This is a genomic window from Sulfuriferula multivorans, assembly GCF_003851125.1.
Lineage (GTDB): Bacteria > Pseudomonadota > Gammaproteobacteria > Burkholderiales > Sulfuriferulaceae > Sulfuriferula > Sulfuriferula multivorans.
Window position 1 is genome coordinate 95,185 of record NZ_BGOW01000013.1, and the last position, 26,882, is coordinate 122,066.

30 protein-coding genes and 1 pseudogene are annotated in these 26,882 nt (G+C 55.3%); 22 read left to right on the forward strand and 9 right to left on the reverse strand.

Annotation, left to right across the window (positions count from 1 at the left end; genetic code table 11):
• Window positions 1–56: 56 nt before the first annotated feature.
• The 9 genes from EI185_RS07075 to EI185_RS07115 all read left to right on the forward strand — a co-directional run bounded on the left by EI185_RS07075 (window position 57) and on the right by EI185_RS07115 (window position 8,701).
• Window positions 57–1,610, forward strand: a complete 1,554-nt coding sequence (locus tag EI185_RS07075) for a GGDEF domain-containing protein (protein WP_124704430.1) — start codon at window positions 57–59, stop codon at window positions 1,608–1,610.
• A 247-nt stretch (window positions 1,611–1,857) separates the two neighbouring features.
• Complete coding sequence (locus EI185_RS07080; protein WP_124704431.1) at window positions 1,858–3,270, forward strand: flagellin N-terminal helical domain-containing protein; 1,413 nt, start codon at window positions 1,858–1,860, stop codon at window positions 3,268–3,270.
• A 90-nt stretch (window positions 3,271–3,360) separates the two neighbouring features.
• A complete protein-coding gene (locus EI185_RS07085) occupies window positions 3,361–3,747 on the forward strand; it encodes a flagellar protein FlaG (protein WP_124704432.1) in 387 nt (128 codons plus the stop codon).
• Window positions 3,748–3,775: 28 nt separating this feature from the next.
• Window positions 3,776–5,791 (forward strand): flagellar filament capping protein FliD, encoded by a 2,016-nt coding sequence (gene fliD / locus EI185_RS07090; RefSeq protein ID WP_124704433.1) that lies wholly within the window; start codon window positions 3,776–3,778, stop codon window positions 5,789–5,791.
• 12 nt (window positions 5,792–5,803) lie between these two features.
• A complete protein-coding gene (fliS, locus tag EI185_RS07095) occupies window positions 5,804–6,271 on the forward strand; it encodes a flagellar export chaperone FliS (RefSeq protein ID WP_124704434.1) in 468 nt (155 codons plus the stop codon).
• A 6-nt stretch (window positions 6,272–6,277) separates the two neighbouring features.
• The gene (locus EI185_RS07100) at window positions 6,278–6,616 is read left to right on the forward strand and encodes a flagellar protein FliT (protein ID WP_223247724.1); all 339 of its coding nucleotides are present in this window, start codon (window positions 6,278–6,280) and stop codon (window positions 6,614–6,616) included.
• Window positions 6,617–6,618: 2 nt separating this feature from the next.
• Entirely contained in the window at window positions 6,619–7,602 is a 984-nt protein-coding gene (gene fliK / locus EI185_RS07105; protein ID WP_124704435.1) for a flagellar hook-length control protein FliK, read from the forward strand.
• Complete coding sequence (locus EI185_RS07110) at window positions 7,589–7,879, forward strand: EscU/YscU/HrcU family type III secretion system export apparatus switch protein (protein ID WP_124704436.1); 291 nt, start codon at window positions 7,589–7,591, stop codon at window positions 7,877–7,879. Before fliK ends, EI185_RS07110 begins: the two co-directional genes overlap by 14 nt.
• Before the next feature lie 60 nt (window positions 7,880–7,939).
• The gene (locus EI185_RS07115; protein ID WP_124704437.1) at window positions 7,940–8,701 is read left to right on the forward strand and encodes a flagellar brake protein; all 762 of its coding nucleotides are present in this window, start codon (window positions 7,940–7,942) and stop codon (window positions 8,699–8,701) included.
• 77 nt (window positions 8,702–8,778) lie between these two features.
• Here the strand turns inward: EI185_RS07115 and fliE are convergent, their stop codons facing one another.
• Complete coding sequence (fliE, locus tag EI185_RS07120) at window positions 8,779–9,120, reverse strand: flagellar hook-basal body complex protein FliE (protein WP_124704438.1); 342 nt, start codon at window positions 9,118–9,120, stop codon at window positions 8,779–8,781.
• A 261-nt stretch (window positions 9,121–9,381) separates the two neighbouring features.
• Between fliE and fliF the strand changes: the two genes are divergently transcribed.
• The 13 genes from fliF (at window position 9,382) to fliR (ending at window position 20,070) form a co-directional block, all read left to right on the forward strand.
• Window positions 9,382–11,046: a flagellar basal-body MS-ring/collar protein FliF gene (gene fliF / locus EI185_RS07125; protein ID WP_124704439.1), complete on the forward strand. Its 1,665-nt coding sequence runs from the start codon at window positions 9,382–9,384 to the stop codon at window positions 11,044–11,046.
• Window positions 11,039–12,037, forward strand: coding sequence for a flagellar motor switch protein FliG (fliG, locus tag EI185_RS07130; RefSeq protein WP_124704440.1), 999 nt, complete (start codon window positions 11,039–11,041; stop codon window positions 12,035–12,037). The genes fliF and fliG overlap by 8 nt, the downstream gene beginning before the upstream one ends.
• Entirely contained in the window at window positions 12,030–12,680 is a 651-nt protein-coding gene (locus EI185_RS07135; RefSeq protein WP_124704441.1) for a flagellar assembly protein FliH, read from the forward strand. Before fliG ends, EI185_RS07135 begins: the two co-directional genes overlap by 8 nt.
• Window positions 12,677–14,080: a flagellar protein export ATPase FliI gene (gene fliI, locus EI185_RS07140; protein WP_124704442.1), complete on the forward strand. Its 1,404-nt coding sequence runs from the start codon at window positions 12,677–12,679 to the stop codon at window positions 14,078–14,080. Before EI185_RS07135 ends, fliI begins: the two co-directional genes overlap by 4 nt.
• A gap of 34 nt (window positions 14,081–14,114) precedes the next feature.
• Window positions 14,115–14,555 carry a flagellar export protein FliJ gene (gene fliJ / locus EI185_RS07145; RefSeq protein WP_124704443.1) on the forward strand — a complete coding sequence of 147 codons (441 nt, stop codon included), beginning with the start codon at window positions 14,115–14,117 and terminating at the stop codon, window positions 14,553–14,555.
• 12 nt (window positions 14,556–14,567) lie between these two features.
• Window positions 14,568–15,692, forward strand: coding sequence for a flagellar hook-length control protein FliK (locus EI185_RS07150; RefSeq protein ID WP_189836322.1), 1,125 nt, complete (start codon window positions 14,568–14,570; stop codon window positions 15,690–15,692).
• A gap of 131 nt (window positions 15,693–15,823) precedes the next feature.
• Window positions 15,824–16,327, forward strand: coding sequence for a flagellar basal body-associated protein FliL (gene fliL / locus EI185_RS07155; RefSeq protein ID WP_124704445.1), 504 nt, complete (start codon window positions 15,824–15,826; stop codon window positions 16,325–16,327).
• Window positions 16,328–16,331: 4 nt separating this feature from the next.
• Complete coding sequence (gene fliM, locus EI185_RS07160; RefSeq protein ID WP_124704446.1) at window positions 16,332–17,333, forward strand: flagellar motor switch protein FliM; 1,002 nt, start codon at window positions 16,332–16,334, stop codon at window positions 17,331–17,333.
• A complete protein-coding gene (gene fliN, locus EI185_RS07165; protein WP_124704447.1) occupies window positions 17,326–17,751 on the forward strand; it encodes a flagellar motor switch protein FliN in 426 nt (141 codons plus the stop codon). The genes fliM and fliN overlap by 8 nt, the downstream gene beginning before the upstream one ends.
• The gene (gene fliO, locus EI185_RS07170; RefSeq protein WP_124704448.1) at window positions 17,748–18,161 is read left to right on the forward strand and encodes a flagellar biosynthetic protein FliO; all 414 of its coding nucleotides are present in this window, start codon (window positions 17,748–17,750) and stop codon (window positions 18,159–18,161) included. The genes fliN and fliO overlap by 4 nt, the downstream gene beginning before the upstream one ends.
• A 94-nt stretch (window positions 18,162–18,255) precedes the next feature.
• Window positions 18,256–18,954, forward strand: a complete 699-nt coding sequence (fliP, locus tag EI185_RS07175; RefSeq protein WP_370685759.1) for a flagellar type III secretion system pore protein FliP — start codon at window positions 18,256–18,258, stop codon at window positions 18,952–18,954.
• A 10-nt stretch (window positions 18,955–18,964) separates the two neighbouring features.
• Window positions 18,965–19,234: a flagellar biosynthesis protein FliQ gene (gene fliQ, locus EI185_RS07180; protein ID WP_124704449.1), complete on the forward strand. Its 270-nt coding sequence runs from the start codon at window positions 18,965–18,967 to the stop codon at window positions 19,232–19,234.
• Between the two features lie 44 nt (window positions 19,235–19,278).
• Window positions 19,279–20,070, forward strand: a complete 792-nt coding sequence (fliR, locus tag EI185_RS07185; protein WP_124704450.1) for a flagellar biosynthetic protein FliR — start codon at window positions 19,279–19,281, stop codon at window positions 20,068–20,070.
• Window positions 20,071–20,082: 12 nt separating this feature from the next.
• On the opposite strand, the gene EI185_RS07190 is transcribed toward fliR, so the two are convergent.
• The 8 genes and pseudogenes from EI185_RS07190 to EI185_RS18005 all read right to left on the reverse strand — a co-directional run.
• Entirely contained in the window at window positions 20,083–21,102 is a 1,020-nt protein-coding gene (locus EI185_RS07190; protein WP_124704451.1) for a GGDEF domain-containing protein, read from the reverse strand.
• Window positions 21,103–21,257: 155 nt separating this feature from the next.
• Window positions 21,258–22,592, reverse strand: a complete 1,335-nt coding sequence (locus EI185_RS07195; protein WP_223247725.1) for an EAL and HDOD domain-containing protein — start codon at window positions 22,590–22,592, stop codon at window positions 21,258–21,260.
• A gap of 105 nt (window positions 22,593–22,697) precedes the next feature.
• Window positions 22,698–23,351, reverse strand: a complete 654-nt coding sequence (gene cheZ / locus EI185_RS07200; RefSeq protein WP_124704465.1) for a protein phosphatase CheZ — start codon at window positions 23,349–23,351, stop codon at window positions 22,698–22,700.
• Window positions 23,352–23,379: 28 nt separating this feature from the next.
• Window positions 23,380–23,778, reverse strand: a complete 399-nt coding sequence (gene cheY, locus EI185_RS07205) for a chemotaxis response regulator CheY (RefSeq protein ID WP_124704452.1) — start codon at window positions 23,776–23,778, stop codon at window positions 23,380–23,382.
• An 88-nt stretch (window positions 23,779–23,866) separates the two neighbouring features.
• Window positions 23,867–24,937 (reverse strand): protein-glutamate methylesterase/protein-glutamine glutaminase, encoded by a 1,071-nt coding sequence (locus tag EI185_RS07210; protein ID WP_124704453.1) that lies wholly within the window; start codon window positions 24,935–24,937, stop codon window positions 23,867–23,869.
• A 46-nt stretch (window positions 24,938–24,983) separates the two neighbouring features.
• Window positions 24,984–25,592, reverse strand: a complete 609-nt coding sequence (gene cheD, locus EI185_RS07215) for a chemoreceptor glutamine deamidase CheD (RefSeq protein ID WP_124704454.1) — start codon at window positions 25,590–25,592, stop codon at window positions 24,984–24,986.
• A complete protein-coding gene (locus tag EI185_RS07220) occupies window positions 25,589–26,464 on the reverse strand; it encodes a CheR family methyltransferase (protein WP_124704455.1) in 876 nt (291 codons plus the stop codon). Before EI185_RS07220 ends, cheD begins: the two co-directional genes overlap by 4 nt.
• A 137-nt stretch (window positions 26,465–26,601) precedes the next feature.
• Window positions 26,602–26,882, reverse strand: a pseudogene (locus tag EI185_RS18005) (methyl-accepting chemotaxis protein); the annotation flags it as partial.

The following is a 26,882-nucleotide window of genomic DNA, read 5'->3' on the forward strand; positions in this document are numbered from 1 at the left end:
AACGCGCCTAATATGCTCAGAATCAGCAACCATCCCGCACCAACGCCGGCGACCCCATGAAAGACTCCTCCGCACCGCCACAGAATGCCCCCGATATTGCCCGGGAAGCCTTCCGTCGCCTGGCGTTGCAACGTACAGCGCCGACTCCGGATGCTTATCGCACTGCCTACAATGAAATCGCCGGCGCCTCGGCAAACCCTGATGCGGAAGCCGTTCTCACCGATTTTGCCAGGAATCTGGTGCGCGCACACGGCGAGGCAGCTGAATTCGGCACCCGCTTTAATCGCGCCCTGGAGACCCGTAATTGGCAGGATTATGGGGAAGGTCTCTCACAACTCATAGAAAAACGCATCAAGAAGTCTCCTCCGATCGCCAGCGCGCCGGTGTATTTACCCGCTGACGACAATCAACAAGTCCGGCTCCTACGTGAGTTACTCACGCGCACCCTGACTTTGGGAGTCGCTTCCCTTCTCGCCGGCACGCCGGAACTGGCTGCCGAATCCGAATCTCTGGCCAGTGCAATAAAAGAAGCGCAAACCGAAGAGGCACTCAACGATGCCGCAAGCCGTCTGAAACAATTGTGTTTCCGTATCGAACTGCGCAGCGGCGACGTCGCCGAACAACAGGAATTGCTGCTGCGTCTGTTCCGGCTCCTGCTCGATAACGTGCGCGATCTGCTGGAAGAAGACAGCTGGATGCGCGGCCAGGTCGATGTGGTGAACAAGCTCATCGCCGGTCCGATCAATCACCATGCGCTGGAGGACGCCACGCGCAGCCTCAAGGAAGTCATTTATAAACAGGGCACGCTGAAGAGCAGTCTGGCTGAAGCCAAGATTACAGTCAGAAACATGGTCACCATTTTCATTGATCGCTTGAATGCGGTCGCCGCCAGCACCGGCGATTACCATGAAAAGATGGATACCTATTCACAAAAAATCGCCCAGGCCGGCAGCATCAACGAACTCAATTCAGTATTGGACGATGTCATGCGCGATACGCGCACGGTACAGACAGACGCACTGAATTCGCGCGATGAAATGCTGGCGGCGCGCCAGAAGGCACTGGATGCCGAGGCAAAAATCCACGAACTGGAATCCCAACTCGCGCAAATGAGCGAACTCGCGCGCGAAGACCAGTTGACCGGCAGCCTCAACCGGCGCGGACTGGATGACGTGTTCGAACGCGAGCAGGCGCGCGCCAAACGTCGCAATTCCCCGCTTTGCGTCGCACTCTTGGATATGGATGATTTCAAGCAGCTCAATGATGCCCATGGTCATGTCGCGGGCGACGAGGCGTTAATACATGTAGTGAGAATCGTCAAAGAGACACTGCGCACCATGGATGTCATCGGCCGCTTTGGCGGCGAGGAGTTTCTGGTCGTACTGCCAGACACTTCCATCGAGGATGCCATGCTGGTCGTGGCGCGCCTGAAAAAAGAACTCACCAAGCGCATCTTTATCCACAACAACCAGCGCCTGCTGATCACTTTCAGCGCCGGTGTCGCATTAAGCGCCCCCGATGAAGATCCAAAAGCGGTGTTAAAGCGTGCCGACGCAGCACTGTATCAAGCCAAGAAAGCCGGCAAGAATCGGGCTGTTGCCGCAGATTAGCCGGGTGGCATCACTTATCCAGCTTTCAGATTAAAGATTTTTTTGATTCCTGCCGAAACGTGGAAAGGCGGTTCAAGTTCGGGCAATGCCGGCGAAATAAATATTTTGTTTTACCCTAAATATTTCGCAGACGCGTCCCGATAAGTTAAATAACGGCGGTTTGAATGCCTGGCCTTACCAAGGTCAAACCAAAGTTGACGGCACTTGAGCCGGATCCATCAAACCACAGGAATTAAGGAGATCTAAAATGGCTTCATATATCAACACCAACATCGCTTCACTGAATGCTCAGCGCAACCTGACCACTTCACAATCTTCGCTGGCTACTTCCTTGCAGCGCCTGTCTTCGGGCTTGCGCATCAACAGCGCCAAGGACGACGCTGCCGGTCTCGCCATCAGCCAACGGATGACCTCGCAGATTAACGGCTCCAACCAGGCGGCCCGCAACGCCAACGACGGCATTTCCCTGGCCCAGACCGCTGAAGGCGACTTGTCCCAGATCACTAATAACCTGCAGCGCATGCGTGATCTGTCCGTGCAATCAGCCAACGCGACCAACTCCACTTCAGATCGTGCTGCGCTGAATAGCGAATTTCAGCAACTGTCTGCTGAAAATGATCGTATTGCGCAAACCTCTTCTTTCAACGGCGTGAAATTGCTGAATGGCTCCTTTACCGCCCAGAATTTCCAGGTGGGTGCGAACAACTCCACCAACGACCAGATTACCATCGCATCGATTTCGAGTGCCCGTACCTCTGCGCTGGGTGCTCAAACTGCAACTTCAGGTGTCACCACGACTGCACTGGCAGCCGGCGATTTGACCCTGAATGGCACATCGATAGGTGCATCTACTGCCACTACAGTCGCCGGCCAGACCGCCGCCAGCGCTTTCTCGATTGCAGCTGCGATTAATGCCGCTTCGTCCGGCGTGAATGCCACGGCAAATGCCACCTCTGTTACTGGTATTGCTGCTACTGCATTTACCGCAGTTACTGATAATATTACGGCAGGCGATCTTAAGATTAATGGTGTAAGTGTCGGCGCTATTACTGCGGGTGGCAGTGCGGCAGCGCAAGGTACAGCCGTAGCTGCAGCCATTAATTTGGTCTCAAGCACTTCAGGAGTAACCGCAACGGCGGATGCTGCTGGTTTAGTTACCCTGAACGCAGCTGATGGTCGTGAAATAACAGTCGCGCAAACAGGAACAGCGACTACTGCGCGTACTGGATTAACGGCGGCAACAACACAGAGCACCATAACGCTTAGTTCTTCTGCAAGTATCGTTGTCGGCGGTGCTCATCCAGCATACGCGGGTTTAACAGCGGGTACGCTGGCAACTACCACATTGGCAGTAAGCAGCGTCGATTTGACTACTGCGGCCAGCTCCCTCACTGCCTTGACCGCAATTGATGGCGCCATTGCTACCGTGAACAGTTCACGCGCTTCCTTAGGTGCTTATCAGAATCGTTTTGCTTCCGCAGTAAGCAGCTTGCAGACTTCTTCAGAAAATCTGTCCGCTGCACGCAGCCGTATTCAGGACACCGACTTTGCTGCAGAAACCGCCAACCTGACCCGCGGCCAGATCCTGCAACAAGCTGGTACGGCAATGCTGGCACAAGCCAACGCGCTGCCGAACGGCGTGCTGGCACTGTTGCGTTAATCAGTAAAAGGCAACCCTACCGGGTTGCTGTAAACCCGGATGGAAGGCGGGAGACCGCTTTCCATCTTCCCACTTAAAATGGAAATAGACATGGACATCAGTCAAATATCGAGTACTACGCAGGTGACCATCACACCACCGGCAAGCCGGCAAGCGGCATCAGCTCAGACTGGCGCAACATCAGCTATTCCCGCTGTACCAAACAACGCCGCCTCTGTCGCAATACAGTCGCCAACCAAAGCAGACGCTGTCGATGCAGTCGAATTGAAACGCTCAGTCGACGCGATTAACAAATTTCTTAAACCAGTCGCCAGCAATATTGAATTCAGTATTGATCAGGATAGCGGTAGAACCCTGGTCAAGGTTGTGGATACAGAGACCAATACCGTCATACGGCAAACGCCTTCCAGGGAAGTGCTCGCCATTGCCAAGGAACTCGACAAGTTGCAAGGCCTCCTGATCCGGGAAAAGGCCTGAGCTTCAGGCTCACACAAGGAAACACATTATGGGAATCTCTACACCAGGCATAGGTTCAGGACTCGACGTTAACGGTATCGTTACCAAATTGATGTCCATCGAACAACAGCCGCTCACTGCGATTAACAACGAAGTGGCGAGCTATCAGGCCCAGCTTTCCGGATATGCCCAGATCAAGAGCGCGCTATCGCAGTTTCAGAGCGCGGTGCAGGGATTATCCAGTCCTACCCAGTTTCAGGCTGTAACCGCCACCCTGGCGGATGCCACCATTGCCACGGCCAGCGCCAGTTCCGGTGCCACACCCGGTACCTATGCGCTGGAAGTATCCAGTCTCGCCCAAGCGCAAAAACTGGTTGCTGCAGGCCAGGCCAGCACCAGCGCAACCATTGGCAGCGGTTCGGTCACCACATTGAGCTTTGATTTCGGCACGATTGCCGGCGGCACGCTCAGCAATGGCACCTACACCGGCGCCAGCTTCACCAGCAATGGCGCGGGCACCAAGACCGTCACCATTGATGCCAGCAATAATTCGCTGTCCGGAATCCGTGATGCCATCAACAGCGCCAATATCGGCGTATCGGCCACCATCGTGAACGATGGCAGCACCGCGCCCAATCGTCTGGTGCTGACCGACAATACCACCGGGATCAGCAACAGCATGAAAATTTCGGTATCCGGCGATGCGACACTTTCCAGCCTGCTCAGCCAGGATCCGGCCAATAACACCGGACAGGCGCTGGCTGAAACCGTCACCGCCCAGAATGCCAATTTCAAGCTGGATGGCGTTGCTGTCACTAAAACCACCAATACCGTCACGGATGCGATCCAGGACGTTACTCTCAACCTGACCAAGACCAATGTGGGCACGCCCACCAACATTACGGTGGCGCAAGACACCGCCTCGGTCACCAAAGCAGTGAACGCTTTTGTCACGGCTTACAACAGCATCACGCAGACCCTGGCATCTGCAACCGCTTACAACCCCACCACCAAACAGGGTGCGCTATTCAATGGTGATGCCTCGGTATCTCTGATGCAAAATCAGATCCGCAATGTATTGTCCACTCCGGTTGCGGGCGGGGGCAGCGCGTACACGCTATTGTCACAGATCGGCGTGACCTTCCAAAAAGACGGCACGCTTGCTGTTGACAGTACCAAGCTGCAAAGTGCGCTCACCAGCAATTTCAGTGATATCGCCGGGTTGTTCGCGGCCGTAGGTAAAACCTCGGACAGCCTGGTTGGCTATTCAAGCGCTAGTGCGCTGACAGCACCGGGCGCATACAGCGTAAATGTCACACAACTCGCCACGCAAGGTAACGCCACGGCTTCAGCTGCCGCCGGACTCACTATCACGGCCGGCACAAATGACACCTTGCAGGTATTGGTCGACGGCGTCACCGCCAACGTGACGATAGCTCCGGGCAGCTATGCCAGTGCCGCGGCATTGGCAACGCAAATACAGTCGCAAATCAATGGCACAAACGCGTTCTCGTCCTTAGGCTCAACGGTGACTGTGACGCAATCGGCCGGTGTGTTGAAGATCACCTCCAATCGCTATGGCTCGGCGTCCGTCGCCAATATTACTGGCGGAAACGGTCAAGCCAACCTCAACTTTGGCGGCACTGCCGTGGTCAGCAATGGCGTGGATACCGCAGGCACTATCAACGGCGTGGCAGCCATCGGTTCCGGGCAATATCTCACCGGCGCCACCGGCGACGCTTCGCAAGGCCTGCAAATCAAGATCAACGGGGGCGCAACTGGCGCGCGCGGCACGGTCAATTACTCGCGCGGTTATGCCTATCAGTTTAATTCGCTCGCGACCTCAATGCTTGCCTCGAATGGCTCCATTTCGTCGAGCACTGATGGCATCAATGCATCGATCAAACGCCTGAATGTCGACCAACAGGCGTGGGCTGCGCGATTAACAGTTATTGAAGCGCGCTATCGCGCGCAATTCACAGCACTGGACACCATGATCAGCAGCATGAATACCACCAGTACCTTTTTAACGCAGCAACTCGCAAATTTACCTAAGATCGCATAAGGGAGAACTGACATGTTTGGAACAGCACGCAACGGTGCAAACACTTATGCAAAAGTCGGCATTGAAACCGGCGTGGTAGCGGCCAACCCGCACAAGCTCATTGTCATGCTGTTTGACGGCGCTAAAACCGCCGTGGCCAGCGCCATGCAACTAATGAAGAATGGCGAAATCGAAGCAAAGGGAAAGGCCATTTCCCAGGCAATCTCGATTATCGACAGCGGCTTGCGCGCAAGCCTGGACAAATCTGCCGGCGGTGAAATCGCGACCAGCCTGGATGCGCTGTATGAGTACATGAGCAACCGCCTGCTGCTGGCTAACCTCAATAACGACCCTGCGATCCTTGATGAAGTGGATGGCCTGCTCGGGCAGTTACGCGAAGCCTGGGAGGCCATCGGAACCACAACCGCTACTGAAGCCGCGCCAGTCGCAACGGTCCAGGACAATTTCATGCCGCGTGTTAATTCTTTTGTGAGAGCGTAACTCTTAATGATGAATAGTGAAGAAATCATTTCTGTGTATGAATCGGTGGCGAACATCACGGAACAAATGCTGACTGCCGCGCGCAGCAGCGATTGGGAACGCCTGGCAGCGCTGGAATCGAACTGCGCCAGCCATGTGCGCACGCTTGAAAAAAGCGAACCGCGTTCTGCACTGAGCGGGGAAATGCGTGAACGCAAATTTAATATCATTCAAAAAATTCTCGCGGATGATCGCGAGATACGCAACATCACCGAGCCGTGGATGGCGCAATTGTCGTCGCTGATGAACAACACCAGCACCGAACGCAAGCTTTCCATGACTTACGGCAGGAATCAGGCGGGCTGAGCATGATCCCCGTGCGGCCGGAAATGGCAGGCGCGCGAGCGATCGTACCGATCGAAGCGCTGATGCCGGTGTTGCCGCTCGCGGATACGCGCGAGGAAGCATCCCACCGCTTCGCACAAAGTACATTAGGCCAGATCTTTCAGGGCAAGGTTCTATCGCGCCTGGACGACGGCAGCTTTCTGGTACGCATTGCCGATACCATGGCACGCATGGTCTTGCCAGCCGGCACTCACACGGGCGATTTACTGCATCTCACTCTGATGAGCCGGGAGCCGCAGCTCACCTTCCTGCTGGGGCCGCAGCCAGGCGCTGCACCGACTTCACTCAGCGCCACCGGCCGGCTCATCGACAATCTGCTGCAGACCGCGCAGCAGAATGGCGCGCCCAACACGGTACTCGGCAAAACGGCATTGATCCCGACTCCAGCCATGAACACTGAACAGATCGCTGTTGCGTTACACGACACAATCAGTACCAGCGGTCTGTTCTACGAGGCGCATGTCCGCGAGTGGGCCAACGGTAATCGTGCCTTATCCGACCTGATGCGCGAACCGCAAGCGCAGGCTGCACCTACCCAGCCGGCAGACCCTGCTGCTGCCCAGCCAAGGTCCGACACAAACAATACCGTAGTGTCGCAACTGATTCATCAGCAATTGAATACGCTGGAACAGCAGCGTGTGCTATGGCGCGGTGAAGCGTGGCCCGGCCAAACCATGGAATGGGAAGTAGGCGAAGACACGCCAGAAGGCAGCAACCGGGAGATGCAGCCGTCCTGGCGTAGCGAGGTGCGTTTCGAGCTGCCGACTCTGGGCACTGTATCGGCGACTATCCGACTCACCGGAGAACACGTGCAGGTTCAGATCCACGCCGACTCGGAAGCCGCGGCGGCCTCGCTCCGTGCACATGGCACACTACTTTCCAATGCCATGAATGCTGCCGGTATTCCACTCGATTCCCTGATTGTGAAACAGGATGAGCGCGCCTAATACACCATTGCAGAGTGCTGTCGCCCTCGCCTATCAGACCGGTTCTGCGGCGCCCAGGGTCGTCGCCAAAGGCAATGGACTGATCGCCCAGGAAATCATCGCACGCGCTAAAGAGCACGGTGTTTTTGTGCATGAATCCAAAGAACTGGTCGCCTTGCTGATGCAGGTTGAACTCGACCAGCACATTCCGCCAGCCTTGTATCGGGCCGTTGCCGAGTTACTTGCCTGGTTATACCGGATTGAGACGGAACGCAAAAATAGCGATACATCGTACTAATTGGCATACTGCAAGCTATCCGCTTACGCTTATTTATTATTTTTCAGGCCGATCACCATAATGCCTATCGACAACCCAGACTTCGGCACTGAGAATCAGAGCCCTTATCTTGTCCATTCCCATCGTGAAATCGTGTCCTTGTTACGCGCCATAGGCGGCCAGCATCAACTCATCACCATGCTGGTCAATGGTGGCGCGGATGCGGTCGTTACCTCGATACTGGAAGTGGACGATGCGAGCAATACGGTGGTTATTGACTGTGCGCCGAGTGCATTATTGAATCAGCGGATTATCCAATCGGACGACCTCGCCTTCGAGGCCTCGCTCGACAAGGTACGCATCCTGTTTTCCGTTGCGAAGGCAGACACTGCGATCCATGAGAATCGCCCTGCCCTGCGCATTCCCATTCCGGCTAATCTCATTCGGCTGCAGCGGCGCGAGTACTATCGCGTCAATACCCCAGTCATCAATCCTATCCTGTGCAGGATTCCGCTTCCCGCTGATGCCGGTGGGGGCATCTACACGACACCGCTGGTGGATATCAGTTGTGGCGGGATTGCGATACTGGATGACAAGAAAGTACTGGATACCACGATCGGGCGCGAATATGAAAACTGCCATATCGACCTGCCTGGCCTCGGTATCGTTACGGTCACGCTGCAAATCAGGAATTCACAGGAATTGACGCTATTCAACGGCAAAACCAATCGCCGCCTGGGGTGCCAGTTCGTCGATTTGTCCAAGGCCATGCTGGCGGCAGTACAACGCTACATCATGCACCTGGAGCGGGAACGCAACGCGAAAATTACCGGATTGGGGTGAGATTTAAAGCAAGGTAAAATGCAAAATTCAAGTCGCTTCCTTGGGCTTGATTTTTGCCTTTTTCCTTGCTGTGCAGATCAAATCTGCATGTTCATTATCTCATGGTATGCAGAGATCAGTTTATTGCGCACCTGGATCGTTGCCTGAAACGAAATATTGGCTTTCTGCATGGAAATCATCACGTCCGACAGGTTCACCTTGTCGTCGCCGGCGGCGAAACGCTGGCCCAGTTGTTCTGATTGCTGCTGCACATTGTTGACCTGATCGAGCGACGATTTCAGGGCATCGGCAAAATCCACCTTGCCCACACCCTTGCCGACTGCGAGGGTAGTGTCCACTCCCTCAGGACGCGTGGCGGCGGCTTTCAGCTGTACCATCATCGCCTCTATCCTGCTGGTATCGATCATCCCGGTTTTCATCGCGCACTCCATCAAGTCTTGGCTTCTGCCCATTCTCAGGCAGAGGTTTATGGTTCTCTACACCGCCACGTTATCACTTGACCGCCGCGGCCTCAGCGGAATAAGCGCTGGAAATAGTCCTCTATTCAATCAATTGAAATGTTGCGCCATGCTGATAATCGATGCTGAGGCAAGCACCCCGAATTGGTGAGGAAGCAACATGAATCAAAACATCCAGAGCACCCAGATTTTCCATCACGCCAACGATTGCGGAGATGCATCATGTCAGTAGCAGGCGAAGTCGCACTCGCGCCAAAACTCATGGGACTGACGCAGGGTCCAGGCGGACGCAAGTTTTTGCAGATGCTTGCCATTGCTGCGGTCGTCGCCATCATGGCCGGTGTGTGGATGTGGGGCCAGCAGCCGGATTACCGCGTGCTGTTCTCCAATTTCAGCGACCGCGATGGCGGCGCCATCGTGGCTTCCCTGCAGCAGATGAATGTGCCCTACAAATTTGCCGAAGGCGGCGGAGCTATTCTGGTACCGGCCAATCAGGTCTACGAGGCGCGTCTAAAACTGGCTTCGCAAGGCTTGCCGAAAGGCGGTAATGTCGGTTTCGAGTTGATGGAAAACCAGAAGCTCGGCGTGTCTCAATTTCTGGAACAGGTCAACTTCCAGCGCGCGCTGGAAGGAGAACTCGCGCGTTCGATCGAATCTATCTCGGCGGTACTGTCAGCACGCGTGCTGCTCGCTCTGCCGAAATCATCGGTATTCGTGCGCGAACAACAGAAACCCACCGCATCGGTGTTGCTCAATCTGCAACCCGGCCGGGTGCTGGATCAACAGCAAGTCAGCGCGATTGTGCACCTGGTTGCCAGCAGCGTGCCGGAACTGCCGACAAAGAATGTGACCATTGTTGACCAGAACGGCAATCTGCTCTCCGATACCAGTGCGAGCGTCGGCGCAAACGGCCTCGACCCCAGCCAGCTCAAATATATCCATGACCTCCAGCGCAGCATCGTCAAACGCGTTGAATCAATCATTACACCGATTGTGGGTGCCAGCAATGTGCACGCCGAAGCCACTGCCGATGTGGATTTTTCCCATAGCGAGCAGGCTGCTGAAACCTACAAACCCAACCAGACTCCCGACGCGGCGTCGATACGCAGCCAGCAGACCAGTGAAACGCTGAATGGTGGCAGCGCCAATGCAACGGGCGTTCCGGGCGCGCTGTCCAATCAACCCCCTGCTCCGGCAACCGCGCCACTTACTGCGCCTGCTGCCAACACTACAGCACCAGGCGCTGCCCCCACTACACCAGCCACCAACACACAAAAAGAGTCTACGGTTAATTACGAACTCGATAAAACCGTGCGTTACGTACAACAGCCTATGGGAGGCCTGAAGCGCCTTTCGGTTGCGGTCGTCGTCAACTACCGGGACACTGTCGACAAATCGGGCAAAGTCATCAGCCGGCCACTCTCGGCTGCTGAAAAAACCCAGATTACCGATCTGGTTAAAGAGGCGATGGGCTACAACCAGCAACGCGGCGATACGCTGAATGTGGTCAACAGTCCATTTGCCGGTGCTGAAAAGGAAGTCATTCCCGATGTGCCTTTGTGGAAGCAGCCTGAAAATATTCAGCTCGCCAAGGATACCGGTAAATACCTGATCGCCATCGCAGTACTGCTTTACCTGTTTTTCGGTGTGCTCAAGCCGATGCTGCGCAAGTTATCCGCAGATGCGGATGCTCGTGCAGCGCTGCGGGCTCCGGGGGATGATGTGGTGCACCTATCTCATATGTCTGCCAGCGGCGAACTCACCGAGATGACTTCGCATGGTGCTCTCGCTTACCAGCAGAACCTGGAAATAGCCAAGAGCCTGGCTAAACAGGATCCGAAAATCGTAGCAAACGTGGTCAAGGCCTGGGTGAACGGCAATGAGTAATGATGTCGGCATAGAAAATGGGGCGATCCTGATGCTGGCACTGGGTCAGGACGAGGCGGCGGAAGTGATGAAATACCTCGGCCCGCGCGAAGTGCAGAAACTGGGACAGGCCATGTCCATGATGAAAACCATCGGCCACGAACGGGTCGCCTCAGTCCTCGGTGATTTCTGCCAGGAAGCGGAGCGCAGTTCATCGCTGGGCATCGACTCGGACGACTACATCCGCAGCGTACTAACCAAAGCCCTGGGCGATGATAAAGCCGCCTCACTGCTCAACCGCATCCTCGGCGCCAGGGATGCCAGCGGCATCGAGAGCCTGAAATGGATGGACGCTCAATCAGTCGCGGAACTCATCCACAACGAGCATCCGCAGATCATTGCCACGATCCTGGTTCATCTGGAACGGGATCAGTCCTCTGAAATACTCAGGAATTTCACCGAACGCTTGCGCAACGACGTGATGCTGCGTATTGCGACGCTGGATGGCGTACAACCGGCAGCGTTGCGCGAGCTCAACGACGTGCTCACCAAACTGCTCTCCGGCAACGAAAACCTCAAGAAGAAACCGATGGGAGGCATCCGCGTCGCTGCGGAAATCCTCAACTTCATGAACGGTGAAACCGAAATCTCCGTCATGGAAAGCCTGAAAAACTACGACGATGACATGGCGCAAAAGATCATGGACGAGATGTTTGTGTTCGACAACATCATGGATATCGACGATCGCGGCATCCAGTTGCTGTTGCGCGAAGTCCAGTCGGACGCGCTGATTGTCGCGCTCAAAGGCGCGATCCCGGAACTGCGCGAAAAAATATTCAAGAACATGTCGCAACGTGCCGCCGAAATGATGCGTGAAGACCTTGAAGCCAAGGGCCCGGTGCGTTTGTCGGAAGTCGAGGCTCAGCAAAAAGAAATCCTGCTGATCGTGCGGCGCCTCGCCGACGAAGGCCAGCTGATGCTTGGCGCAAAAGGCGAGGACGCGTATGTCTAATGTGGTCCCCAAGGAGCAGCAATCGGCTTATCAGCGCTGGGAAATGGCGTCTTTCGACGAAGATCGGAGGACACCGGGAGCAGCCAATTCACCCGCCATTTCCCTGCCCACCGTCGATGAGATCGTCAAAATTCGCGAACACGCCCGGCTCGAAGCTTATGCAGCAGGTCTGGAAGAAGGGCGCGCTGCCGGCTTAGCAGCTGGTCGCAGCGAGGCCTCCGAAGAACAAGCGCGCCTGCACAGCATCGCCGCAAGTTTTGCTGCCGAAGTGGCGCAGGCAGACGAGTTGATCGCCAATGAGGTATTGGATCTGGCGCTGGATCTCGCCAAGGCCATGCTCAAGACGGCACTGGACGTGCGCCCGGAACTCATCAACACCATTGTCAGCGAAGCCATTCATTATCTCCCAACCTTGCACCCGCCAGCTCGGCTCTACCTCAATCCAAACGACCTGCTGCTGGTCAGAAATCATATGGGGGGCGAACTCGACAAGACCGGCTGGTATTTGGCCGAAGATTCCCAACTGGAACCGGGCGGTTGCCGCGTGGAAACTGCCAACAACCAGATCGACGCCTCGCTGTCGACGCGTTGGCAACGCATTGCAGCTGCCTTGGGCAAGGAATCAGACTGGCTTGCCTCATGATGCAAGCCAAGCCGCACAGCCAGCGCTGGAAAGCCTATCTGCGCGACTGCAGCGAGTTGCTGGCGATCGCTGAACCGATGCAGGTATCGGGACGCGTCACCCGTGTTGCCGGGCTGGTGATGGAGGCCGTAGGCCTGAAGCTGGCGGTAGGGAGTGCCTGTACCGTGCCATTGCCCAATGGCTCCAAACTGGAAGCCGAAGTCGTTGGATTCGAAGGTGAGCGGCTGTTTCTGATGCCGCAAAGCGATGTCGAAGGCCTGGTTCCAGGGACGCGCGTATTCCCCGTTGAAGTTGTGCAAAGCCTGCCTCGCCCCGGCCAGGTCAACCACCCCAGACGGCGCCCCAGCGACCGCACGCGCCACTTGCCGGTGGGTGATGAATTGTTGGGCCGCGTTCTGGACGGCGCCGGCCGCCCGCTCGACAGCCTTGGCCCCCTCCATGCCCAACACACTGCGCCATTGAATGTACGCGCCGCCAATCCGCTGTCCCGCGCACCCATTACCGACATACTCGATGTCGGCGTACGCGCCATCAACAGCATGCTGACCGTCGGGCGCGGCCAGCGCATGGGCTTGTTTGCCGGATCCGGCGTGGGCAAGAGCGTGCTGCTGGGAATGATGGCTCGCTATACCAGCGCAGACGTGATTGTGGTGGGTTTGATTGGCGAACGCGGCCGCGAGGTCAAGGAATTCATCGAACAGATTCTGGGTGCGGTAGGCCTGGCGCGCGCCGTCGTCGTCGCCGCACCTGCCGACACGCCACCGCTGATGCGCCTGCAGGGCGCAGCCTACGCCACCGCCATTGCCGAACATTTTCGCGATCAGGGCAAACACGTGCTGCTGATCATGGATTCACTCACCCGCTACGCCATGGCGCAACGCGAGATCGCGCTGGCCATCGGCGAACCGCCCGCCACCAAGGGCTACCCGCCGTCCGTATTCGCCAAGTTGCCGGCACTGGTGGAGCGCGCCGGTAACGGCAAGGACGGCGGTGGTTCGATTACCGCCTTCTATACCGTGCTCACCGAAGGCGACGACCAGCAGGACCCGATTGCCGATGCCGCACGCGCGATACTCGATGGCCATATCGTGCTCAGCCGCACTCTGGCTGAAGGCGGGCACTACCCCGCCATCGATATCGAGCAATCCATCAGCCGGGCCATGCACACCATCACCTCTCCGGAGCACCAGCAGCTCACCCGCCGTTTGAAACAGCTCTACTCCCGTTATGAACGCAACCGCGATCTGATCAGCGTGGGGGCCTACACCGCCGGCACCGATCCGGTGCTGGACGAGGCAATTGCGCTGCATCCACGGATCGAGTCATTTCTCCAGCAAAACATTCCCGAACGCGCCGGCATTACCGAGAGCTTGGGGAAACTTACGGCTCTATTCGAGTGATTGACCGGACGCAGACAAAAATATAATCCCTACCATGGCTACCCATTCCACAATCAATACGCTCATTGAGTTGGCCACGAAAGACAGTGATGAGGCTGCGAAACGTCTGGGTATGGCTATTCGCGCCTGCGAGGAAGCCGAACAGAAGCTCGCGCTACTGCTGCAATACCGCGACGACTACGCGGCCCGCTGCCAGTCCGATCTGTCGGCAGGTTTAACAGCAGCCGGATACCATAATTTCCGCGTGTTTCTGGAAAAACTGGACAGTGCCATCGCAGGACAACGTGAAGTCATACGCGAAGCACAAAAACTTGCCGATAAGGCACGTAGCGTCTGGCAGGAATGCGAACGCAAACGCATGTCGTTCGGTGCGCTGGACAACCGTGCCAAGAAGCAGGCTCAACAGTACGAAACACGGCGTGATCAGAAGCTCACAGACGAACATGCCACCCGGAAAACGCTCTACAAACGGTAGGACAAGATGACCATGACTCCGACAAGCTCCGTGCAAGCCCAGACCAGTTCTGCACCCGCAGCCAAACAAGCCGGTAACGCCCCTGCAGAAGTCCCTTTTAACCAGGTGCTCTCGGGCGAAATGGCGAACCGGCGGGACTCTGCCAGCGCGGACAATTCGGGTAATCAAACAACCGACAACAAGGGCGTCCCGGACCAACAGGCCACGACCACAACCGTAACTCCTGGCACCAAAGAAACCAAACCGGCAGAAACAGCGGATGCTCAACTCAAGGACGGCAAAGATAACAAAGACAGTAATGCTGCACCGGCAGTATCCGTTGACCTGATGGCGCTGGTGGGCAATCTCAGCCAGGCGCCGGCAAAATCAGTCAACACAGGTGTATCCCAGCCCGAACCGGATGCCCCCGCTGCTATCGGCATTGGCAAAGGCACCGGATCTGCACAGAGCATCCTGCAGAAATCCAGGATTGCTGCGCAGCTGGACGGATCGACAGAAAATACACCCGCACTCAAGCCAGAGATTGCTTTGACTGCTCCGGCCAAACAGGCAGGCGAAATAAAACCGACGCTTGATCCGGCGACCTTAAAACTCGAGCCCGCCAAACTGCAGGATATTCCGCCGAATACGACTCCCGCTGGGTTGGCGCCATTACAACAGGCTTCGGTCAATATCGCACAGGCGATCACCGGACTGCCAGGTGAGAAGCTGACGCCTAAAGTAGGCACACCCGCATGGGATCAAGCACTCGGACAAAAAATCGTCTGGATGGCGGCTGGCTCCCAGCAAAGCGCATCGCTCACCCTCAATCCGCCAGATCTGGGACCGTTGCAAGTGGTATTGCATGTCACCAATGACCAAGCCAATGCAACGTTTATTTCGGCACACCCTGATGTTCGTCACGCCCTCGAAGCTGCTTTGCCGAAACTGCGCGAAATGATGGGGGATGCCGGGATTCAGTTAGGCCAAAGCACAGTGAGCGCCGGCATGCCCAATCAACATGATGCTCGCGGCGGATCGTCCCGGCATACGTCACCGGGTTTCCGCGATGCAGACGGCGCAATCGACAGCGCGATCCAGTCCGGGCACGCTCAAATACGGGTGACCGGTCTGGGCACGGTCGATACTTTCGCATAAGCGCATCAACGCACAAGACAAAAGACACGGATATGCGCCCACTTCCCCCCTCTTTTCTTCGCATCTAAATTTGTATTTTTTCTCAATAATGAACACACCCGATATATTCATGCAGGACTAGAGGAACGAGAATGGCAAAAGCACCACCCAAACCCGAGCCGAAAGCTGAAGTAAATGCCGAAGCCCCTGCGGTCAAATCGAAGAAACCACTGTTTCTGATACTGGGCATTGCCGTGCTCGTATTGGGCGGTGGTGGTGCTGGCGCCTGGTATTTCACCCAGCCGAAAAGCGCCCAACACGCCAAAGCCGAGCCACCCAAGCCGCCTGTATTCGTCAACATGGAGGCATTCACCGTCAACCTGCAGTCGGAAGACAGCGATAAGTTCCTGCAGACTGCCTTTACCCTGCAGGTAAAGGATGATGCTCAGGTTGAAATTATCAAATCGCATTTACCGCAAGTACGCAGCCGCCTGCTATTACTGCTTTCCAGCCAGAAAGCCGCTGACATCCTGACCCCGGAAGGCAAGAACAAGCTTGCCCAGGAAATCATCGCGCAGGTGAACAAACCCTTTGAACCCAAAGGCACGCCCCAGACGGTTACCGGCGTGTTTTTCACTTCATTCGTGATTCAGTAAAATCATGTCGGATAGCTTTCTTTCCCAGGAAGAAGTTGATGCCTTGCTCAAGGGCGTCACCGGCGAACAGGATGAGGTCCAGGTAGCGGACGATCCCTCGGCAGTACGCCCTTACAACCTGGCGACCCAGGAACGCATCGTTCGCGGCAGGATGCCGACGCTGGAAATCATCAACGAACGTTTTGCGCGGCTGTTCCGGATCGGTCTGTTCAGCTTCCTGCGGCGCAGCGCCGAAGTGTCGGTGGGCCCGGTACGTGTTTCCAAGTACAGCGAATTCATTCGCAATCTGATGGTGCCCACCAACCTTAATCTGGTGCAGATGAAACCATTGCGCGGCACCGCCCTGATGGTGTTTGATCCGGGCCTGGTGTTTCTCCTGGTAGACAATCTGTTTGGCGGTGATGGGCGCTTTCACACACGTGTCGAAGGGCGCGATTTCACGCAGACCGAACAGCGCATCATTCAGCGCATCCTGAATATCGTGTTTGAAACTTATGCCAAATCCTGGGAATTTGTTTACCCGGTTGAATTCGAGTTCATCCGTTCGGAAATGAACACCCAGTTTGCCAACATCGCCACTCCCAATGAAGTGGTGGTGGCGACCACCTTCACCGTAGAGCTTGGTCCGGCCAGCGGCGAAATGCATTTTTGCACACCTTACTCGATGATCGAGCCCATCCGCGACATCCTCACCAGCAGCTTGCAAGGCGAGACGATGGAAGTAGACAAGCGCTGGACGCGCCTGATGACGCAACAGATCCAGATCGCGGAAGTCGAGATCGTCACCGATCTGGGTACATCGAGGGTGACATTGGGCGACATTCTGAACATGCGGGCAGGAGACGTGATTCCGTTCAACATGCCAGACACTGTCATCGCAAAAGTCGACGATGTTCCGGTAATGGATTGCAGTTACGGAATACTCAACGGCCAGTATGCATTGCGCGTCGAGAAGCTTCTGACCCAGGGCACAAACGAATCCAATCAAGGAGAACAGCATGGCTGACAATGCAGATACCCAGACGATAGTCGAAGACGATTGGGGTGCGGCCATGGCTGAGCAGGCCGTGGCCGAAACGGAAGCCGCCGCATTGCAAGCACAGCCTGCAAGCCCGACCATTTTCAAGGAATTCTCCGGCCAGGGCATCAAGGGCGAAACCCACAACGATATCGACTTCATTCTCGATATTCCGGTCCAGCTCACTGTGGAACTGGGGCGCACCAAGATTGCAATTAAAAACCTGCTGCAACTGGCGCAAGGTTCGGTGGTTGAGCTGGATGGACTCGCGGGCGAGCCCATGGATGTGCTGGTCAACGGCTGCCTGATCGCGCAAGGCGAAGTCGTCGTGGTAAACGACAAATTCGGTATCCGCCTGACCGATATCATCACCCCGTCCGAGCGAATTCGTAAACTCAACAAATGAAACGTATCGCGTTCATTCCAGCCGCCAGCTTGTGGCTATCCTCCAACGCCAACGCAGCTGTAGAAACCGGCGCAGCCCCGGCGGGCAGTCTATTTCAGGTATTGCTGGGACTGGTTCTGGTACTTGGCCTGATGGCCGCCCTGGCCTGGGCACTCAAGCGCTTCGGCGCGACGCGCGCGGCCGGTAGTGCAGTAATCAGAGTCGTGGGCGGCGTCAGCGTAGGCGGACGCGAGCGGGTGCTCGTCGTGGAAGCCGGGGATCAGTGGATCGTCATTGGCGTAGCTCCCGGACGTGTCAATGCCCTCGCCACCATGGCGCGCCAGGAAAACTCTGCACCCATGGCCGGCCCAGCCGCGAAAAATTTCGCCGGCTGGCTCAAGCAAACCATGGAAAAACGCAATGCCCAGTAACTCCCGGCACACCCACAACACCATGCGACAGCTTGCCCATACCGCTTTACGTATTCTGAAATACCTGTTGCCAGTGCTTTTGCTGGGCGTACCCATGCTGGCGGTTGCGGCAGATCCCGCCGGCTTACAGGCATTCACCAGCACACCCATCGCCGGTGGCGGACAGGCCTACACGCTGAGCCTGCAAACCCTGCTGCTGCTGACAGCGTTGTCTTTCCTGCCGGCCGCTTTGCTGATGATGACCAGCTTCACACGCATCATTATCGTGCTGTCCTTGCTGCGCCAGGCGCTAGGCACCCAGTCTGCCCCCCCCAATCAGGTGATGGTGGGGCTCGCGCTGTTTCTTACGCTGTTCGTGATGGGTCCGGTATTTGACAAGATTTATACCGATGCATACCAGCCCTTGTCAGAGAACAAAATCACCATGACCCAGGCGCTGGACAAAGGCGTGGCGCCATTGAAAACTTTCATGCTGAAGCAGACGCGCCAGGCCGATCTGGCCTTGTTCGTCAAACTCTCCAATGGGCCGGCTTTGCAAGGTCCGGAAGACGTGCCGCTGCGCGTGCTGATCCCCTCATTCATCACCAGCGAATTGAAAACCGCCTTCCAGATTGGCTTCGCCATTTTCATTCCATTCCTGATCATCGACATGGTCGTGGCGAGCGTACTCATGTCCATGGGCATGATGATGGTGTCGCCGGCGATTGTCGCGTTACCGTTCAAACTGATGCTGTTTGTTCTGGTGGACGGCTGGCAACTGTTGCTGGGCTCGCTCGCCCAAAGTTTTTACTAAGGAAAAAAAGATGACCCCGGAAAGTGTCATGGCCCTAGGCCACCATGCCATGGAAGTCACCCTCATGGTTGCTGCACCCATGCTGCTGGTGGCACTCAGTATCGGTCTGGTCGTCAGTATTTTTCAGGCCGCGACGCAGATCAACGAAATGACGCTGTCGTTCATTCCAAAACTGGTAGGAATTTTCCTGGCGCTGATCGTAGCCGGGCCGTGGATGCTGTCCGTCATGCTCGATTACATGCGTGAAATATTTACCAGCATACCCACTCTGGCGGGATAGCCGAAATTACCTGCATTCAGGCTGCACATTTTCCAATTTAAACAGTGATTACTCTTACCAGCGCCGAGCTAAATACCTGGATTGCGGCATTGCTATGGCCGCTTACCCGGATTCTCGGGTTGATTGCCGTAGCCCCGGTGTTTGGAAATACCAGCGTACCGGTGCAGGTAAAGATCGGTATCGGTGTCATGCTCACGTTGATTGTAGCGCCAACCCTGCCAGCATTGCCCACCGTTGACCCGATGTCTTTCCCGGGTCTTCTGATTCTCGTGCAGCAACTCATCATCGGCCTCGGTATGGGCTTCGCGATGCGTATCATTTTTGCCGGTGTGGAAATGGCCGGGGCAATTACCGGCATGACCATGGGTCTGAGCTTTGCCAGTTTTTTCGACCCGCAGTCGCAAGGACAATCAAACTTCATCAGTCAATTCATGTCATTATTGGCAACGCTGGCTTTTCTGGCGGTAAACGGTCATTTGCTTTTATTGTCAGTGCTGGCACACAGCTTCTCAACTTTTCCCATTTCCGCTTCGCCCATGGGCGGTCAGATATTCAAGCAGATAGCTGACTGGGGGGGGATCATTTTCAGCGCCGGTGTGCAGCTCTCACTACCCATGGTGGCGGCTCTGCTTATCACCAATATTGCACTGGGGATACTGACCCGCGCTGCGCCTCAACTCAATCTGTTCGGTATCGGATTCCCTATCACCCTGACTATCGGATTTGTCGTCATCGGTCTTGCCTTGCCTTATCTTGCCACCCCGCTTGAGCGCCTGTTTCAGCAGGGCATAGAGATGGCCGGCCAGATTACAATGCCTGCAGTCAAAGTCCCATAAGGAGTAGTCAGGTCAAAACAATTCGATGTCGCCTTCGGCAGGCGCCACGCTGGTCAACTTGCCTGCCTGCAACAATTTCTCGTATGCGCATACCTGGTTGCGTCCGTTTTCCTTTGCAAAGTAGAGCGCCTGATCCGCCTGACCAATAATAGTGGTCGGCAAATCTTGTTCACTGATGGCCACTACGCCCACACTGGCCGTGATATTCCCTACCTGGGGAAAATGATAGGCCTCCACCATTTTCCTGAAACGTTCCAGTACCGTCACGCCGAGGTCCAAACCGACATTTTTAAGCACCACTACAAATTCTTCTCCTCCATAGCGGAAAAGCTGATCGTCATCGCGAAAGGTACGAGTCATGATTTGCGCGAACAGCAGCAACACTTCATCGCCGTACAGATGGCCGAACTGATCATTCACTTTCTTGAAGTGATCGATATCAAGAATGGCCAGGCAACACTGCTCTTCCTTGCTATCCGACGCGCGGCGACCGGCGCGGCGCGCTGACATGACCGCCATGATGCGCTCGTCAAAGGTTTTTCGGTTCAACAACCCGGTCAGGGTATCGTGCTCGTTGTCATTGATCAGTTGCAGATAATTTTGATAAATATGCAGAAAGCTGGCCGCCACGGCCTGGTCTTTTTCAACATAGACCCCATTCCGGACTGTCAAAAATCCGATGACGCCATTCAAACCGGTTATCGGGTGCACAACTCTCACCCCACTTCCATCATCGGCGGATACCTGTTTTTCCCCTGTGCTATAGCATTTCATCAAATCAGCATCATCTTCGACGCAATGCGGGAGCGTATTTTCTGTTTCCGACTCCAAGCTTCGCTTGGCGTCTAACTCGACCAGCAGCTTGAGTGTTTTTTTGCCGGATTCGATGGATATCTCGAACAATCTGATTTGACCTGCAGAAATGAGTTCCTGCAAAGTCTTGATCAGGCAGATTTCCAGTGAATGTTGGTCGCGCAGTGAAGTCAGCCTGACCACTGACTCAAGTAAATTTGAAGTGTTGTATTTCGCCATGCGCCGACTCCTTGAGCCTCTTGGAAATACCGGGAATTTTGCAATGATTCCTCGATTGTCCTTTTTTTGATTAAGCCAGTTCTTGTCTATTTTGGCTGCCCAGGACTAAATGGGTCTATCGTCCGCCATGCCAGACATCACTGAAAATACTTTGCCTACATTTCCATATTTTTCGCCCACGCGAGTGCTTGCAGATGTTTCTGACTGACCTGTGTGGCGTCAATCTGTAACGAGGCTGCCAGCCTCCCGGCGCATCCTGCCCCTCGTTCACAGGCCTCGGCCAGAGCCAGAAAATCGCCATAGACTCCTTCACGGGTCAGCAACGCCTGCGACATTGCTTCAGGCAGCTGAATTTTATCGAGCACTTCTCCCATCGGCATGTTAAGCAATCGATCCAGCAAAGAGAACAGGCCCGCAACAAACAGATTCTCTGTCTCGGACTTGGGCAGAAAAGTGTCGCCAAGCAATTCGGCAAATCGGCCTCGGATAATGGCTGTCTGCATCAACAGCTGCGCAGATTTGCTCGTACCGGCAGTTGCCAGCAAAACTGAAAGCCATCGATACAGCGGAGTATAGCCAAGCACCTGTACTGCATGACGCAGGGACTCTATCTCACAACCCAGGCCAAAACCTGCCGAATTGATATAGCGCAATAATTTGTAGGAAATGACGGGGTCACGTTTTAGCACCAGTTCTATCTGTCGAACATCTGCGTTCTTCCTGACCATTTCCAGCAGCTGTACGATCAATATCTGTGAGGTATTCAGTCCTTTAGATGCGCTGTCCGGCCGGGACATCAACTGGAAAGGACCGGTTAGAAAATTAAAGCCCAGCGATACGCAAGCGTCGTAATCCTGCCAGCTAGCAATATTCCGCGCCACTTTTTGCACAGGCAGGTTTTTGATCAGCGCATATTGCTTGGCCTGCACGGCAAAATCCGCCTTGCTACTCGATATATCGACGTGGGTAGCTAGGGAAAAGAGCGTTTTGTCTGGTTCAATCGCGTCCGGCCAGTGTAATGAAATGCCAAAACCGCGCTTGCGCAGTGCCTGTAACGCGGCAAATACCCCAGGCTCTGCGCAATCGCCCGCGCCCACTCCAAGCACAATATTTTCAGCGGGCAAAGCAGAGAGCACATCGGAAAGAATGAGTGCCGGTACGGCTTCCAGAAACAGAATTTGATTGCCGAGACGCCACGCAACCTGCTCGTTATTGATTATTTCGGCAACCAATCCAGCCAGTTTTTCAGGGTTTTCTGCAGCGAACCTGCAAGCATCGATTTCGGCCTGCTGCCACGCAAGCATGTATCCCACTACGCACTGCTGGGCGTCCAGCAGCGGTTCGCGCACGACAATATTCATTTCAGACATGGATAGTAAACATCGTATTGGGTAACAAAAGACCCAGACAGGGTATAGCCCGCAATTGGTCTTTGCTAAAAGGATACAATCTAACCGCGATGCAACAAGAAAGCAAAAAACACCATTCAAGACTTTTCATTGATGCATTTCCTGCCTTGTGTATTTCTGCTTTTCTTTCTTGCCTTGTCTATACTCAATGTGACTTCTGTGGGTTAAAAAACTTTTTTTGCCTGGTCAAAAGCCCAGGCTATCCAGCAGATCGTCCACCTGGCTTTGGTCAGCAACTACGTCGCTATTCCCGACAGGATTGATTTGCGGGCCATTCAGTAGTCCGTTTCCAGCATCGCGTCGCACCTCAGCGGAAGGCGGAGCATAGTCAATAAGCAGCTGCACGAGTTGCTGCTCCAGGTGATGCGCGAGCTCGGTCACTTTGCGAATCACCTGTCCGGTAAGATCCTGGAAATCCTGTGCCATCATGATATCCAGAAGTTGTTGCTTGGTTGCGCTGGTATCGTGGCGCATGTCAACCAGGCACTGCATGGTGAGTGTGGCCATGTCGCGATAGTTTGACTCCGAGAAAGGCGCCTTGAGGATCGATTGCCAGCCATCCAGAACTTCGTTGGCACCCGCATCTATCCTCTCCTGCATGGGTATTGCAGCATCGGTGGCATTCAGGACACGTTGCGCTGCCTGTTCGGTCATGCGTGCCACATAGTTCAGTCGTTCCCTGACATCGGGAATATCATGCGTCGCCTTTTCCAGAACCTTGTCGAAACCAAGTTCACGCAAATTCTCGTGCAGGCTGCGCGTCATCTGGCCGATACGCGCCATGACCTCATCATGCGCGCCAGGGCCGGCATTGGTGGCGTGACAAGCCACAGCATCCATTGCCACGTGTGGGAGCGGGGTCGTCACATCAGGCTCCCACTTTTTCGAGTTTCTCGAAAATCTTGGAGAGTTTCTCATCCAGCGTAGCGGCGGTGAAAGGCTTGACCACATAACCGTTTGCCCCAGCTTGCGCCGCAGCAATAATGTTTTCCTTCTTTGCCTCGGCCGTGACCATCAGCACCGGCAGCTTTGATAGCGCCGCATCTGCACGGATATTCTGCAACATGGTGAGACCATCCATGTTGGGCATATTCCAGTCGGACACTACGAAATCAAAATTGCCAGCCCTTAATTTGGCCAGTCCATCAACGCCGTCTTCGGCCTCTTCAACATTGGAATAGCCAAGCTCTTTGAGCAGGTTGCGCACGATGCGACGCATGGTTGAAAAATCATCAACAACCAGAAATTTGGTATTCGGATCAGCCATGAAATGCTCCATTAATTCTCATAAATCGTTTAAACGGTTATCGGCAGTTGTTTATCAAACTTGAACGGAACTCAGGTTTTGATGCGGATCAGACTCGCAACGCGCGGCTCGAATGCGCTGCAAAATAAGTCATCATTCTGCCTGGCAACTCATGCAGCGGCCCCACCTCATGCGTGGCACCCATGGCAATGGCCTCTCGCGGCATGCCGAATACCACGCAGCTTGATTCATCCTGTGCAAAGTTATAGGCGCCGGCATTTCTCATTTCCAGCATGCCTGCTGCGCCATCCTTGCCCATGCCGGTGAGGATGACGCCCACCGCATTTTTTCCGGCACTGATGGCTGCGGACCTGAATAGTACATCCACCGAAGGCCTGTGCCGGTTCACCGGCGGCCCCTGATCGAGCTTGGTGATGTAGTTTGCGCCGCTACGTGCAAGCAGCAAATGAGAATGTCCCGGTGCGATATAGGCATGCCCCGGCAGGATCCGTTCGTCTCCCTCTGCCTCCTTGACGGATATCTTGCACAGCTTGTCGAGCCGGTTTGCAAATGAGCGGGTGAATCCCTCCGGCATGTGCTGGGTGATCAGGATGCCGGGGCAGTCCGAGGGCATCTGCATGAGGAATTCCTTGATGGCCTCCGTGCCGCCTGTAGACGCACCAATAATAATGAGTTTTTCGCTACTGGTCAGAGGGTTGCGAATCGGTGCCAGCGGCCCTTCTGAGGCATGCACCCCAGAAATAAGCGAACGGGGTTTGATCTTGGCGCGTGACGCAGTGCGAATTTTTTCCGCGATCAGGTCCGTATACTCGCGCATGCCACTCTGGATGGATAGCTTCGGTTTGGTCACGAAATCCACCGCACCCAGTTCCAGCGCACGCATGGTGATTTCCGATCCGTTTTCGGTCAGCGACGACACCATGACTACCGGCATGGGGCGCAGCCGCATGAGTTTTTCGAGGAAATCCAGGCCGTCCATTTTCGGCATTTCCACGTCCAGCGTGAGCACATCGGGATTGGTCAATTTGATCAGGTCACGCGCGACTATGGGGTCTGGTGCCACGCCCACCACTTCCATATCCCACTGGCTATTGATGATCTCGCTCATCACGCTGCGAATCAGTGCCGAATCATCGACGATCAGAACTTTTATTTTCATGCTGCCTGCTTTCCGGGCATCGCCCTGCTGGGTTCACGCATGGCGATCAGAAAAGATCGACATCGCCACTTACCTCACTGGTTTTGAGACGACTTGCATAGTCCTGCTCGCGCTTCACCAGCGTGTAGTTGTTGAGTTGTTTGAGTTTCTTGACCAGCACCTTGCCGGTACGCGGAAAGTAGTACACCTTGCGCGGATGGACATCGTTCAGATCCTCGGCCGTGATTCGCACATTCTCGGCACGCAGATAGTCGCGTACAAACTGGGCATTGCGTTCTCCCACGTTGATGGTGGTAAAACCGCGCAGCACATTGCCACCGCCGAACACCTTGGCTTCCAGGTTTTCGCGTCGTGCACCCGCTTTGAGCAGCTCGTTGATCAGCACTTCCATGGCATAGGCACCATAACGCATCGATGCGGACAATGGACTGTCTGCGTCATTCCCGCTGTCCGGCAACATGAAGTGGTTCATGCCGCCCACGCCCGAAACCCGATCACGAATACACGCCGACACACAGGACCCCAGCACCGTGACAATCAGCATCTCCTTGCGGGTAAAGTAGTATTCGCCCGGCAATATCTTGGCGGCCTCACAATCGAATGTCCGGTCGTAATAAACATTCGTGGCCAACTGCTCTTCAAGCGCAGGATTCATGTGTCATTTCTCATGCCAACTGCGTTGCGACGATGATCCAGCTCGTAAACGGTCTTGCCGCGCAGTCTGAACGCATCGGTTGCGTACAGAAAATTTTCGGAGTGCCCAGCAAATAATAAACCTTGCGGCTTCATCAGAGGCGCAAAACGCGCAAGAATTTTCCCCTGGGTAGGCTTATCGAAATAAATCATTACATTACGGCAGAAAATAACGTCAAATGGCCCGGTGATCGGCCATGCATTTCCCAAAAGATTGAGCTGCTTGAACGATACCAGCTGGCGCAGCTCGGGTCGAACTCTGACCAGCCCAGCCCGCTCGCCTTTGCCTTTCTGAAAAAACCGTCGGGCGCGCTCCTTCGGCATCTTGTCCAGCCTGTCGAGGGTATAAACCCCACGTGCCGCGGTCTCCAGCACGTTGGTATCGATATCCGTCGCCACGATCGTCACGGGGGGGATGAGGGTATCAAAGGCTTCGCACAACGTCATGGCGATCGAATAGGGTTCTTCCCCGGTCGAGCTGGCCGAACACCAGATCGTCAGAGGCCCCTGCATTTTTAGCGCATGCTCGGCCAGTATCGGGAAATGGTGCGCCTCACGAAAGAATGACGTCAGATTGGTGGTCAGGGCATTGGTGAACGCCTCCCATTCGTCGGCGTTGCGCCCGCTTTCCAGCGCATCGAGGTATTCCGTGAAGGAGGTCATCCCCTTTGCCCGCAGGCGTCGCGCCAGACGGCTGTAGACCATCTCCTGCTTGCTTTCGCTCAGCGATATCCCGGCTTTCCGGTGAATCATGGCGCGCACTCTGGCGAAATCGCGGGGCGTGAATTCGAATATCTTGTCGGGGTCCGACTTGTTTTGCAATGCAGCCTTCATGCTGAGATTATCCTTAATGCCATGCCGGTTGCACCGAACAATGATTTACCAGAGAACACGGTTCGGCGCGAACGCCGGTCGGGTATCCACACTATGACCTGCTTGTATTCACAGACAAAACAGGACGGCTTCGAGATTCAGAACTCTTCCCACTCATCACTGCTGCTCCCGCCACCGGCAGCCAGCTTCTTCGGCTTGGTCGCTGCTCTGGCCGGCGCTGCCTTGGGCTTGGGTTTGACCCGGTCGTGCAATACCGGGATGTCTCTCGGTTCATGACGCGCTTGCTGGCTTCCCTCACCCAGATTGAACACGCTCACCGCCTGCGCCAGTTTGCCCGCCTGGTCTTGCAGGCTTTCGGCTGCAGCCGCAGCCTGTTCCACTAACGCGGCGTTCTGCTGGGTGGCTTCGTCCATCTGGC